Annotated in this window: 12 protein-coding genes; 5 read left to right on the top strand and 7 right to left on the bottom strand. The window is 61.9% G+C overall.

Annotated elements, in window-relative coordinates:
* The first annotated feature begins 18 nt into the window (after window positions 1–18).
* Window positions 19–234 carry a (2Fe-2S)-binding protein gene (locus tag FVE66_RS19265; RefSeq protein ID WP_151449105.1) on the top strand — a complete coding sequence of 72 codons (216 nt, stop codon included), beginning with the start codon at window positions 19–21 and terminating at the stop codon, window positions 232–234.
* A 94-nt stretch (window positions 235–328) separates the two neighbouring features.
* Window positions 329–808 (top strand): bacterioferritin, encoded by a 480-nt coding sequence (gene bfr / locus FVE66_RS19260; protein WP_151449104.1) that lies wholly within the window; start codon window positions 329–331, stop codon window positions 806–808.
* A gap of 86 nt (window positions 809–894) precedes the next feature.
* Here bfr and FVE66_RS19255 read toward each other — a convergent pair whose 3' ends face one another.
* Window positions 895–1,503 carry a glutathione S-transferase C-terminal domain-containing protein gene (locus FVE66_RS19255; RefSeq protein WP_151449103.1) on the bottom strand — a complete coding sequence of 203 codons (609 nt, stop codon included), beginning with the start codon at window positions 1,501–1,503 and terminating at the stop codon, window positions 895–897.
* 178 nt (window positions 1,504–1,681) lie between these two features.
* Between FVE66_RS19255 and purB the strand changes: the two genes are divergently transcribed.
* Window positions 1,682–3,049 (top strand): adenylosuccinate lyase, encoded by a 1,368-nt coding sequence (purB, locus tag FVE66_RS19250; RefSeq protein WP_151449102.1) that lies wholly within the window; start codon window positions 1,682–1,684, stop codon window positions 3,047–3,049.
* A gap of 67 nt (window positions 3,050–3,116) precedes the next feature.
* Window positions 3,117–3,569, top strand: coding sequence for a c-type cytochrome (locus tag FVE66_RS19245; RefSeq protein WP_151449101.1), 453 nt, complete (start codon window positions 3,117–3,119; stop codon window positions 3,567–3,569).
* A gap of 85 nt (window positions 3,570–3,654) precedes the next feature.
* On the opposite strand, the gene FVE66_RS19240 is transcribed toward FVE66_RS19245, so the two are convergent.
* The 6 genes from FVE66_RS19240 to queA all read right to left on the bottom strand — a co-directional run bounded on the left by FVE66_RS19240 (window position 3,655) and on the right by queA (window position 9,950).
* Entirely contained in the window at window positions 3,655–4,314 is a 660-nt protein-coding gene (locus FVE66_RS19240) for a cytochrome b/b6 domain-containing protein (RefSeq protein WP_241673292.1), read from the bottom strand.
* 93 nt (window positions 4,315–4,407) lie between these two features.
* A complete protein-coding gene (secF, locus tag FVE66_RS19235; RefSeq protein ID WP_151449100.1) occupies window positions 4,408–5,352 on the bottom strand; it encodes a protein translocase subunit SecF in 945 nt (314 codons plus the stop codon).
* Window positions 5,353–5,397: 45 nt separating this feature from the next.
* Window positions 5,398–7,257, bottom strand: a complete 1,860-nt coding sequence (gene secD / locus FVE66_RS19230; protein WP_151449099.1) for a protein translocase subunit SecD — start codon at window positions 7,255–7,257, stop codon at window positions 5,398–5,400.
* Window positions 7,258–7,319: 62 nt separating this feature from the next.
* Window positions 7,320–7,643 carry a preprotein translocase subunit YajC gene (gene yajC, locus FVE66_RS19225; RefSeq protein WP_151449098.1) on the bottom strand — a complete coding sequence of 108 codons (324 nt, stop codon included), beginning with the start codon at window positions 7,641–7,643 and terminating at the stop codon, window positions 7,320–7,322.
* A gap of 95 nt (window positions 7,644–7,738) precedes the next feature.
* Window positions 7,739–8,875 (bottom strand): tRNA guanosine(34) transglycosylase Tgt, encoded by a 1,137-nt coding sequence (gene tgt, locus FVE66_RS19220; protein ID WP_151449097.1) that lies wholly within the window; start codon window positions 8,873–8,875, stop codon window positions 7,739–7,741.
* On the bottom strand, window positions 8,868–9,950 hold the full coding sequence (gene queA, locus FVE66_RS19215; protein ID WP_151449096.1) for a tRNA preQ1(34) S-adenosylmethionine ribosyltransferase-isomerase QueA: 1,083 nt from the start codon (window positions 9,948–9,950) through the stop codon (window positions 8,868–8,870). The genes tgt and queA overlap by 8 nt, the downstream gene beginning before the upstream one ends.
* Window positions 9,951–10,073: 123 nt before the next feature.
* Between queA and recG the strand changes: the two genes are divergently transcribed.
* Window positions 10,074–12,143: an ATP-dependent DNA helicase RecG gene (gene recG / locus FVE66_RS19210; RefSeq protein WP_151449095.1), complete on the top strand. Its 2,070-nt coding sequence runs from the start codon at window positions 10,074–10,076 to the stop codon at window positions 12,141–12,143.
* Window positions 12,144–12,188: the final 45 nt, after the last annotated feature.

Raw genomic sequence — 12,188 nt, 5'->3', positions numbered from 1 at the left:
ACCAACTCCGGTGCCTAAATGATCGTTTGTGTCTGCAATAACGTCTCTGACCGAAAAATCCGTGCCGCCGTGGACGAGGGCCTGACGTCGATGCGCGAACTGCGCAGCGAACTCGAGGTCGGCACCTGTTGCGGCAAATGCCACGCCTGTGCCAAGCAGGTACTGCGCGAGTGCCTCGACGAGAAGCTGTCAGCCGTGCCGGTCTTTTTCCAGTCCGGCGCGCTCGCGGCCTGATTCATCAAGCGCATCACCCTGATCAAATCGCCTGTGGCCCGGCTGATGTATGATGAAATTCATATCACCCCACTCTCTTTAGCCGAGGCATCAAATGAAAGGTGACCCAACGATCATCAAGCTGCTCAACGCACAGTTGACCAACGAGCTGACTGCCATCAACCAGTATTTCCTGCATGCCAGGATGTACAAGCACTGGGGCTTCGGGAAGCTGGGCAAGAAAGAGTATGACGAGTCAATCGGCGAGATGAAGCACGCCGACAAGCTGATCAACCGGATACTGATGCTCGAAGGCCTGCCCAACCTGCAGGCCCTGCACAAACTGATGCTCGGCGAAAACACGGCGGAAATGCTGAAGTGCGACCTGAAGCTGGAACATCTCTCGCAAAAGACCGTGAAGGAAGCAATTGCGGCCTGCGAGGCGGCCAGCGATTATGTTTCGCGCGAGATCTTCGTCGAGATCCTTGACGATACCGAGGAGCACATCGACTGGCTCGAGACGCAGATCGGCCTGATTGATGCAGTGGGGCTGCAGAACTATCTGCAGTCGCAAATGGATGGGAGCGAGGATTGATGCAGTCCAGGCAAGCTCGCGCGTCCTTCCCCCAATAAAAAAACGGAGCCGCAGCTCCGTTTTTTCTTTCGCCCTCCCACATTCGATCAGCGTGGCGCGGTGTCCTTGAACGACTGCCGCTCCGACAGCTTGTCGAACAGCTTGGCAAGATCCGGATAGTCGTCGCGCCAGGTGATCTCCGGGAAGCGGAAGGCCAGCCAGCCCAGCGTGCAGCCCACGGCCACATCCGCCAGCGTGTACTGGTTGCCGGCGCAGAACGGCGTGTCGGCAAAACCGGCGGACATCGCTTTCAGGCCGTCGTGAACCTTGCCCATCTGGCGATCGATCCATTCCTGGCTCTGCTGCTCCGGCGCACGCCGGGTTTTTTCCAGACGCACCAGAATTGCCGCATCCAGGATGCCATCGGCAAGCGCCTCCCAGCATTTGATGCTGGCCCGCTCGCGTCCCTGGACGGGAATCAACTTGCCGACCGGCGTGAGCGTGTCCAGGTATTCGACAATCACGCGCGAATCGAACATTGCGCCGCCATCTTCCATGATCAGGCACGGAACCTTGCCCAGGGGATTGGACAGGCCTATGGTCGTCTTCGGATTCCAGACGTCTTCCACCACATGTTCATAGTCGAGTTTTTTCTCGGCCATGACGACGCGGACCTTGCGGACGTAGGGGCTGGCGAGTGATCCAATCAGTTTCATAGGTAGTCTTGGTGTTGGCTGCGGCCGATTATAGCATCGGGGCAATCGCCGCCACCACTGCGGGCGGTGCTGACGGAGCAGCCCGGCCCCGGTGGTAAAATTGCGGGTTACCGCGCACCCGATCCGTTCGGCTTCACGCCTGCGGACCGCATTTTCTCCTGACCCGTTCCCCACAATCATGCCTCTTACCGCCCTTTCTGCCCTTTCGCCGCTGGATGGCCGTTACGCCGCCAAGACCGACAAATTGCGCCCCCTGCTCTCCGAAGCGGGATTCATGCATCATCGGGTGAAAGTGGAAATTGCCTGGCTGCAGGCGCTGGCCGCCGCCGGCTTTGACGAAATCAAGCCGTTTTCCGCGGACGCCAGCAAGCTGCTGGATGCGCTTGCAACGAACTTCACCGAAGCAGACGCCGAGCGCATCAAGGCGATCGAGGCGGTCACCAACCACGACGTCAAGGCGGTTGAATACTGGCTCAAGGAAAAGGTTGCCGGCGTGCCGGAACTGGTCGCGGCGTCCGAATTCATTCACTTCGCCTGCACCTCCGAAGATATCAACAACACCTCGCACGGCATGATGCTGAAGGCGGCGCGCGACGAGGTGCTGCTACCGGCGTTGAACCAGGTGATCGATACGCTTGCCACCATCGCGCGCGACAACGCCGCAATGCCGATGATGTCGCGCACCCATGGCCAACCGGCCAGCCCGACCACGCTCGGCAAGGAAATGGCGAACGTGGTCGCCCGCCTGCGCCGCGCAGTGAAGCAGATCGCCGCGGTTGAAATCCTGGGCAAGATGAATGGCGCGGTCGGCAACTACAACGCCCACCTTTCCGCCTACCCGGACGTGGACTGGCCGTCATTCTCGCGCCAAGTGATAGAACAGCGGCTGGGCTTGATATTCAATCCGTACACGATCCAGATCGAACCGCACGACTACATGGCCGAACTGTTCGACGCGATCGCACGCGCCAACACCATCCTGCTCGACCTGAACCGCGACATCTGGGGTTACATCTCGATCGGCTATTTCAAACAGCGCACCAAGGCCGGCGAGATCGGCTCGTCGACGATGCCGCACAAGGTTAACCCGATCGACTTCGAAAATTCCGAAGGCAACCTCGGCATGGCCAATGCCGTGCTGCGGCACATGGCAGAGAAACTGCCAATCTCGCGCTGGCAGCGCGACCTGACCGATTCGACCGTGTTGCGCAATATCGGTGTCGGCCTGGGTTATGCCGTGCTGGCTTACGACAGCTGCCTGCGCGGCCTGAACAAACTGGAAGTGAATCCGGAAAAAATGGCGGAAGACCTGGAGGGCAGCTGGGAAGTGCTGGCCGAACCGGTGCAGACCGTGATGCGCCGTTACGGCATCGAGAACCCTTACGAGCAGTTGAAAGAGCTCACCCGCGGCAAGGGCATTTCGAAAGATGCCATGCACGAGTTCATCCGCGGGCTGGCTATTCCGGCCGATGCAAAGGATCGCCTGCTGCAAATGACGCCGGCAAATTACATTGGCATCGCGGCGAAACTGGCGGGCGAAATCTGAGGACTGCGAGTTCGCGGGAAAACGCATATGATGCGGTTTCCACAACAATCAAGCAAAAGGATCCGCAATGAAGCGTTTGTCTGCCGCACTCGCATTCAGTAGCCTCCTCGCCGTGCCCTTCTCCGCCCAGGCGCAGTTTGCCAAGGTGGAGGATGCGGTCAAGTACCGCCAATCCGCGCTTTCCGTGATGGGCACTCACTTTGGCCGCATCGGCGCCGTCGTCAAGGGCGAAAAGCCGTATGACAAGGCGACCGTGGAACGGGACGCTGCCATCGTCGAAACCCTGAGCAAGCTCCCGTTCGCAGCGTTCCCGCCGGGTTCGGAGGCGGCCAATTCCAAGGCCAAGGCGGAAATCTGGAAGGAACAGGACAAGTTCAAGGCAGCCGGCGAGAAGATGCAGTCCGAGGTCGCCAAGCTGTCGGCCGCTGCCAAGTCCGGCAACATCGACACCATCAAGACTGCGTTCGGCGCCGTCGGCCAGTCCTGCAAGGCCTGCCACGACGACTTCCGCAAGAAATAATCTTTACCTGCTGCAAGAAAAACGCCCCGCCGGTCTTGTCGACCGCGGGGCGTTTTTGCTGGTGCTCCCTGCTTCCGGTTTCCTGCTATGGCTTCATGTTGACCAGAAGGTAGACCGCCGAAGCGCACAGCGCGAGAAGCACCGCCGCGAACAGGCGCACACCCCAGCTGTCGTTGGCGTCCGGCGCATCGAAGTCGACCTTCTTGTCGCCGGTCAGCATCGGCACCACCAGGTTTTCCTTCTTGCGCAGCAAATACCAGAGTATGGCTGCCACATGCAGCCCGACCAGCACGAAGATCAGCGTGGCGCCAATTTCCTTGTGCAGCCAGGTCGCCTGGTCGGACAGCTCCTTTGAAATGAACTTGACCAACGGGCCTTCGCTGGCAATGTCATCGTTGGAGAAAAGCCCGAATCCGGCCTGCAGCAGCAGGACGCCGAGCATGGCCACGATCGACAGGCTGCCAAGCGGATTGTGACCGGGAAATCTGGTTTGGCTGCGGCCGCGCAGGTAGTCGAGCAGGCGCGCGGGCGTGGGCAGGAAATTCGAGAAACGGACATAGCGGGGACCGACCAGCCCCCAGATGATGCGAAACAACACGAGCGTGAGGATGGCGTACCCGGTCCGGAAATGCCACTGCATCGCATTGCCGCCGATTTCCTGCGTGACCACCGCGGTAACGACCAGCGCCACCAGGGTCCAGTGAAAAATCCGCACCGGCAGATCCCACACCCGTATCCGTTTCATTTCCCGCCTCCTTCTCCAGAGCCCGGCTTGGCCGCGATGCGGTAAACCGGGATATGAAACAGTCGTGCCGGCTACTGCTGGCCTGCAGGCATGTCAGACTACTGCGCCGTCGGTCTCGTCCTTTTCCTTGACCGGCTTGATCAGGTCTTCGCGCTTCACGCCCAGCCACATCGCCACGGCGGCCGCAACGAACACGGATGAATAAATACCGAACAGGATGCCGATGGTCAGCGCGATGGCGAAATAGTGCAGCGTGGGGCCGCCGAAAAACAGCATGGACAGCACCATGATCTGAGTCGATCCGTGCGTAATGACTGTCCGCGAAATGGTGCTGGTAATCGCATGGTTCATCACGTCCGCCGTCCCCATCCGTCCGAAGCGCCGGTCACGGAAGGTCTCGCGCACCCGGTCGAACACGACCACCGACTCGTTCACCGAATAACCGAGGATGGCGAGTATCGCAGCGAGCACGGTCAGCGAGAATTCCCACTGGAATGCCGCGAAGAAGCCGAGGATGATGATCACGTCGTGCAGGTTGGCAATCACAGCCGACACTGCGTATTTCCATTCGAAACGGATTGCCAGGTAGATGATGATGCCGATGATCACCATGGCCAGCGCTGTAAGGCCATCCTGGGTCAGCTCATGCCCGACCTGCGGCCCGACGAACTCGACCCGCTGCAGCTTCACGCCAGCATCCGGCCCGCTGAGCGCCGCCATCACTTTCTCGCTGACTTGCGCGGTGGTGACGCCTTTCTGCGCCGGCAGCCTGATCAGCACATCCTGCGCCGTGCCGAAGCTCTGCACCTGGCTGTCGGCAAACCCGAGGCCCTCGATGGTCTTGCGAACCTGCTCGACATTGGCAGCCTTCGGATAGGCCACTTCCATCACGGTGCCGCCGGTAAATTCGATCGACAGGTGCAAACCCTTGCTGAACAGGAAAAACACCGCGAGGGCAAACGTCAGCGCCGAAATCACATTGAATATCAATGCGTGGCGCATGAACGGTATGTCTTTTTTGATACGGAATAACTCCATGCCTTCCTCTTGTTACCTGTTACGTTGTCCGGGGCGCTGGTGCGCTCAGGGGGTGGGCTTCCATACTTGGCCGATCGACACCGATGTCAGTTTCTTCTTGCGGCCGTACCAGAGATTGGCGAGGCCGCGGGAAACGACAACCGACGAGAAAATCGAGGTCAGGATGCCCAGGCAATGCACCACGGCGAAGCCGCGGATCGCACCCGATCCGAAAATCAGCAGCGCCAGGCCGGCAATCATGGTCGTCACGTTGGAGTCCAGAATGGTGGCCCAGGCGCGGTCGAAGCCGGTGGCAATCGCCGCTTGCGGCGTGTTGCCATTGCGGAGCTCCTCGCGGATCCGCTCGTTGATCAGCACGTTGGCGTCGATCGCCATGCCCAGCGTGAATGCGATAGCAGCAATGCCGGGCAAGGTCAGCGTGGCCTGCAGCATCGACAGGATCGCGATCAGCAACAACAGGTTGACCGACAGCGCAATCACGCTGAACACGCCGAACAGCATGTAGTAGACGATCATGAACGCGGCCACGGCGGCGAAGCCGTACATGGTCGAATTGAAACCCTTGCCGATGTTATCGGCGCCGAGCTGCGGCCCGATGGTGCGTTCCTCAATGATTTCCATCGGCGCTGCCAGCGAACCTGCGCGCAGCAGCAGGGCCAGGTCGGAGGCAGCTTCAGCCGAACCCATGCCGGTGATCTGGAAGCGGGCGCCAAGTTCGTCGCGAATCGTGGCGACCGTCAGCACCTCGCCCTTGTTCTTTTCGAACAGCACGATTGCCATACCCTTGCCGACCCGGCTGCGGGTCGCTTCGCGCATGCGCCGGCCGCCATCGCCATTGAGGTCGATGCTGACTGCGGGCTGCTGGTTCTGGTCAAAGCTGGCGCTGGCATTGGAAATGTAGTCGCCGGTGATCACCGGATCCTTGTACAGCACCACCGGCGCGTTCTTGCCGACCTTGAACAGCTCGGAGCCAAACGGAATCGCCGCGCTTTCCTCGGTGCCGCGCGTCACGGTCTCGTCCACCAGCCGCACTTCCAGCGTTGCGGTGCGGCCAATGATGTCCTTCGCCCGCGATACGTCCTGCACGCCAGGCAACTGCACCACGATCCGGTCCGCGCCCTGGCGCTGGATCACTGGCTCGGCCACGCCCAACTCGTTGACCCGCTTGGACAGCGTCGTGATGTTCTGCTGGACGGCTTCCTCGACAGTCTGCTTCAGCGCATCCGGACGCATGGATGCCACCAGCCGCAACTCGGCGCCCTCGCCGGATTCCTCCAGCACCAGTTCCGGCAACTGGCTGGCCAGCAGGCTTTTCGCCTGCGCCCGTGTCTCGGCTTCGCGGAACTTCAGTTCGATGCTGTTACCGCTGCGGCTCAGGCCTGAATAGCGGATCTTCTTGTCGATAAGGGTGCTGCGGATGCCGGACTGCAAACCCTGCAAGCGCTTGTTCATCACCGCGCGGGTATCGATCTGCATCAGGAAATGCACGCCGCCGCGCAGGTCGAGGCCGAGATACATCGGCGACGCTTTCAGGCTTTGCAGCCAGGCGGGCGTGTTGGGCAACAGGTTGAATGCGACCAGGTAGGTCGGGTCGGCCGGATCGCGGTTGAGTTCGCGCTCCAGTACCGCCTTGGCCTTGAACTGGGTGTCGGTATCGGCAAAACGGGCACGCACCGTGCCGTGCGTGCCACTGCCGTCAAAGAAAACGGCCTGCGGCTTGAACCCGCCCGTCTGCAACACCTGGTCGACTTGCGTGATCAGGCTCGCATCGACTTTCACCGTCGCCTTGGCGCTGCTGATCTGCACTGCGGGCGACTCTCCGTAGAAGTTCGGCAACGTATACAGCACCCCGAACAGCAGCGCGACGGCGATCAGGATGTACTTCCAGAGAGGATAGCGATTCATTTTTTAAAGTCGAATTGAGACGTTGGCGACCAGTCGCCCCTGCCGGAGCGGGATCCGCCGGGTCAGAGGGACTTGATGGTTCCCTTGGGCAGCAGGGTCGAGATGGCCGCTTTCTGCACGATGGCTTCAGTACCTTCGGCGACTTCGACCGTGACATAGGCGTCAGTGACCTTGGTCACTTTGCCCAGGATGCCACCGGCGGTGACGACTTCGTCGCCCTTGGCCAGCGCTTCCATCATGGCTTTCTGTTCCTTCTGCCGCTTCATCTGGGGACGGATCATCAGGAAGTACAACACGACGAACATCAGGATGATCGGCAGAAAGCTGGTCAGGCTGCTTTCCACGCTGCTGGTGGCGGCCTGGGCGTAGGCATTGGATATGAACACGGTTTTCTCCGGGTGTTGTTATGGGAACAGGCGGGCATTTTAGCATCGGGTTGCGGCAAACCCGGATGCCGTTGACCCGGCAGTATGCCGAGACGTCAGCGGACGGCCACGCCACGCCCGCGTTCGACTGCAAAACGGGCCCGATAGTTGTCGAAATCACCTTCCTCGATTGCGTCCCGCAGCTCCTGCATCAGGGTCAGGTAGTAATGCAGGTTATGGATGGTGTTGAGCGTTGCACCCAGGATTTCGCCGGCGCGGTGCAGGTGGTGCAGGTAGGCCCGCGAAAAATGCTTGCAGGTGTGGCAAGTGCAGCTGGCGTCGAGCGGCGCCTGGTCATCCTTGTAACGGGCATTCTTGATCTTGACGTCGCCGAAGCGGGTGAACAGCCAGCCATTGCGCGCGTTCCGGGTCGGCATCACGCAGTCGAACATGTCGATGCCATTGGCCACACCCTCGACCAGGTCTTCCGGCGTGCCCACGCCCATCAGGTAGTGCGGCTTGGCAGCCGGCAGCCGCGGGCCGATATGCGACAGCACCCGCATCATGTCTTCCTTCGGCTCGCCAACCGACAGCCCGCCGATCGCCACGCCGTCGAAGCCGATCCCTTCCAGGCCAGCCAGCGATTCGTCGCGCAACTGCTCGAACATCCCGCCTTGCACGATGCCGAACAGCGCATTCGGATTGCCGCCGCGTTCGAATTCATCTTTCGAACGCTGTGCCCAGCGCAGCGACATGCGCATCGAACTTGCCGCCTCATCAACCGTGGCCGGCCGGCCCTCGATTTCATAAGGGGTGCATTCGTCGAACTGCATCACGATGTCGGAATTCAGCGAGCGCTGGATCTGCATCGAGACTTCCGGCGACAAGAACAGGCGGTCACCGTTGAGCGGCGAAGCGAACTTCACGCCCTCCTCGGTGATCTTGCGCATGGCGCCCAGCGAGAACACCTGGAAACCGCCGGAGTCGGTCAGGATCGGCTTGTCCCATCCCATGAAGCGGTGCAGGCCGCCAAATTTCTCCATCACCTCGGTGCCCGGGCGCAGCCACAGATGGAAGGTGTTGCCGAGGATGATCTGGGCGCCGACATCATCAAGCTGGTCCGGCGTCACCGCTTTTACCGAACCATAGGTACCAACCGGCATGAAGATCGGCGTCTCGATGGTGCCGTGGTTCAGCTTCAGGCGGCCGCGGCGGGCATTTCCATCGGTTTTCAGCAGGGTAAATTCAAGCATGGTCGGGCGCCTTGGTGCCGGTGGCGCCGCTGGCGCCGGTCCTGTCACGGGTGAGCAGCATGGCATCGCCATAGCTGAAAAAGCGATAACGCTGCGCTATCGCATGGCGGTAGGCGGCGCGTATCGTGTCGTAGCCGGAGAATGCCGATACCAGCATCAGCAAGGTCGACTTGGGAAGATGAAAATTTGTCACCAGCCGGTCGACCGTCCGGAAGCGGTAGCCGGGCGTGACGAACAGCCTGGTGTCGGCGCTGCCGGCGGCCAGAGGACCGTCCTGGGAAGCAGATTCCAGCGCGCGCATGCTGGTGGTGCCGACCGCGATCACATCGCGCCCGGCTGCATGGGCTGCGCCGATTGCGTCCACTGTCTGCTGCGGGATGGTGTACCACTCGCTGTGCATGTGGTGCTCCGCCAGGTTCTCGGTCCGCACCGGCTGGAAGGTGCCGGCCCCCACATGCAGCGTGACGAAAGCAATCTGCACGCCCTTGTTGCGCAGGCGCTCCAGCAAGGGCGCATCGAAATGCAGGCCGGCGGTTGGCGCCGCCACCGCGCCCGGCTCGCGGGAATACACGGTCTGGTAACGTTGTTCATCCTCGCCGGTCGCCGCATGCTCGATGTAAGGCGGCAAAGGCAGGCGGCCATGGGCTTCGATCAGGTCGAACACTTCCGCCGGAAATTTCAGTGAGAAAAATTCGCCGGCGCGCTCCCCCACCTCGACCTCGAAAGCGTCGGCCAGGCGAATGAAGGAACCAGGCTGCGGCGTCTTGGAAGCGCGCACCTGTGCCAGCACATTGCGATTGTCCAGCACGCGCTCGACCAGCACTTCGACCTTGCCGCCACTGGCTTTCACGCCATGGAAGCGCGCCTTCAGGACACGGGTATCGTTGAACACCATCACGTCGCCGGGCTGGACCAGTTCGACGATATCCGTGAAAGAACGGTCTTCGAAACGGGCAGGCTGGCCGGGGACGACATGCAGCAGGCGCGAGCCGCTGCGCTCGGGCAGCGGCAATTGCGCGATCAGTTCCGGCGGGAGTTCAAAATCAAAATCGGAGAGTGAATAGAGTGAATGCATGGTGTCGCAGGCCGGCAACGAGGGCCAGGGCAGGGGCCGGCCGTGTTGCGCGGCGGATGCGCCCTTTGGAAAACCCGTTATTCTACGCGGATTGCCATTGACGGACTTCGCACTCCCCTTCCCATGCCCCCTGCCACGCCCAAAGCGCCTCGCCCCACTGCCAAGGGCGGAAATACGGTCGCCGACAAGCTGGCGCGGCTGGGTTTGCGAACCGACATGGACCTGGTGCTGCACCTGCCGCTGCGCTACGAGGACGAAACCCGGATCGTGCCGATACGGGAAGCGCATTTCACCGGCGGCGCGCCGGCGCAGGTGGAAGGCGTGGTGCGCAATAGCGAAATCGCATTGCGGGGGCGCCGGCAACTGCTGGTCACCATCGAAGACGACAGCGGCAGCCTGGTGCTGCGTTTCCTGAATTTCTACGGTAGCCAGGTCAAGCAACTGAGCGAAGGCACCCGGGTCCGCGCACGGGGCGAAGTGCGGCATGGATTCTTCGGCGACGAGATGGTCCATCCGGTCTACAAGGTGGTGCCGGAAGGCGCCCCGCTGCCGACCGCGCTGACGCCGGTCTACCCTGCCGGCGAGGGCCTGTCGCAGACACTGCTGCGGCGCGCGATTGCACAAGCAATGCAGCGCATCGACTGGCAGGACACGCTGCCGCCGGCATTGCTGGAGAAGATCGGCCTTTGGCCGTTCCGGCCGGCGGTGGAGCTGCTTCACAATCCGCCGCCGGATGTGGATGAAAACGCGCTGATGGAGCGCAGCCATCCGGCCTGGATACGGATGAAGTTCGACGAGCTGCTGGCGCAGCAACTGTCCCTGAAGCGCTCGCAGGAAGCGCGCCGTACCAGGGGCGCCGTGCCGCTGCAATCCGTGGGTGAGCTGTCGGCCGCGTTCCTCGCCAGCCTGCCGTTCGCTCTCACGGGCGCGCAACAACGCGTGCTGGAAGAAATCCGCCACGACCTGCGCCAGTCGTGGCCGATGCAGCGCCTGCTGCAAGGCGACGTCGGCAGCGGCAAGACGGTGGTTGCCGCGCTGGCTGCCGCCCAGGCAATCGACAGCGGCTTCCAGGCAGTGCTGATGGCGCCCACCGAGATCCTGGCCGACCAGCATTTCCGCAAGATAGCGGCATGGATGACGCCGCTCGGCGTCAAGGTCGCATGGCTGACCGGCAGCCTGAAGAAGAAGGAAAAGGACGATGCGCGCGAGCGAATCGCCAGCGGCGATGCGCAACTGATCGTCGGCACTCATGCGTTGATCCAGGACACGGTCCAATTTTCGCGGGTCGGGCTGGTGATCGTCGACGAACAGCATCGCTTCGGCGTGGCCCAGCGGCTGGCGCTGCGCAACAAGGGGCTGGAAGCGGAAAACCAGCCGCACCAGCTGATGATGTCGGCCACGCCGATACCGCGCACGCTGGCCATGACCTACTACGCCGACCTGGAAGTGTCGGTGATCGACGAACTGCCGCCCGGGCGCTCGCCTGTGGTGACCCGCATCATCGACCAGAACCGGCGCGAGGAAGTGATCGAACGGGTCCGCGCCGCTGCGCTGGAAGGCCGCCAGGTGTACTGGGTCTGCCCGCTGATCGAGGAGTCGGAAGCCCTGCAACTTCAAACCGCAACCGACACCCATGCGACGCTGGCAGCGGCCCTGCCCGAACTGCAGGTCGGACTGATACACGGCCGCCTGAAGCCGGCCGACAAGCAAGTCGTGATGGATCGCTTCTCCAGCGGTGAACTGCATGTGCTGGTGGCGACCACGGTGATCGAGGTCGGCGTCGATGTGCCAAATGCCTCGCTGATGGTGATCGAGCATGCCGAGCGCTTCGGCCTGTCGCAACTGCATCAGTTGCGCGGGCGGGTCGGCCGCGGGTCGGCTTCCAGCGTCTGCCTGTTGCTGTATCAAGCGCCGCTCGGGCCGGTGGCGCGGCAGCGCCTGTCCACCATGCGGGAGACCGCCGACGGCTTCGAAATCGCCCGCCGCGACCTGCAATTGCGCGGCCCGGGCGAATTCCTCGGCGCCCGCCAGTCCGGCCAGGCCATGCTGCGCTTTGCCGACCTGGAAACCGACCAGTGGCTGGTCGAAAAGGCGCGCGACCTGGCAGCGCAACTGCTGGCCGGCGACATGGATACGGTACGGCGCCATCTGGCACGCTGGCTTGGCGACCGCGAGGACTATCTCAAGGTCTGAACCGCGCCGGACTGAGAATCCTTCCCCCGCCCACTGCGGTAAGAT

This window comes from Lacisediminimonas profundi (genome assembly GCF_008831265.1).
GTDB lineage: Bacteria > Pseudomonadota > Gammaproteobacteria > Burkholderiales > Burkholderiaceae_D > Lacisediminimonas > Lacisediminimonas profundi.
The sequence above is the reverse complement of the archived record's forward strand: the minus strand, read 5'-3'. Positions and strand labels throughout refer to the sequence as shown.

What these genes read in the sequence shown, in the direction of transcription:
- FVE66_RS19265 (WP_151449105.1), top strand. Translation starts at nt 19, where the DNA reads ATGATCGTTTGTGTCTGCAATAACGTCTCTGACCGAAAAATCCGTGCC.
- FVE66_RS19255 (WP_151449103.1), bottom strand. Translation starts at nt 1,503, where the DNA reads ATGAAACTGATTGGATCACTCGCCAGCCCCTACGTCCGCAAGGTCCGC.
- FVE66_RS19245 (WP_151449101.1), top strand. Translation starts at nt 3,117, where the DNA reads ATGAAGCGTTTGTCTGCCGCACTCGCATTCAGTAGCCTCCTCGCCGTG.
- FVE66_RS19240 (WP_241673292.1), bottom strand. Translation starts at nt 4,314, where the DNA reads ATGAAACGGATACGGGTGTGGGATCTGCCGGTGCGGATTTTTCACTGG.
- bfr (WP_151449104.1), top strand. Translation starts at nt 329, where the DNA reads ATGAAAGGTGACCCAACGATCATCAAGCTGCTCAACGCACAGTTGACC.
- purB (WP_151449102.1), top strand. Translation starts at nt 1,682, where the DNA reads ATGCCTCTTACCGCCCTTTCTGCCCTTTCGCCGCTGGATGGCCGTTAC.
- queA (WP_151449096.1), bottom strand. Translation starts at nt 9,950, where the DNA reads ATGCATTCACTCTATTCACTCTCCGATTTTGATTTTGAACTCCCGCCG.
- secD (WP_151449099.1), bottom strand. Translation starts at nt 7,257, where the DNA reads ATGAATCGCTATCCTCTCTGGAAGTACATCCTGATCGCCGTCGCGCTG.
- recG (WP_151449095.1), top strand. Translation starts at nt 10,074, where the DNA reads ATGCCCCCTGCCACGCCCAAAGCGCCTCGCCCCACTGCCAAGGGCGGA.
- tgt (WP_151449097.1), bottom strand. Translation starts at nt 8,875, where the DNA reads ATGCTTGAATTTACCCTGCTGAAAACCGATGGAAATGCCCGCCGCGGC.
- secF (WP_151449100.1), bottom strand. Translation starts at nt 5,352, where the DNA reads ATGGAGTTATTCCGTATCAAAAAAGACATACCGTTCATGCGCCACGCA.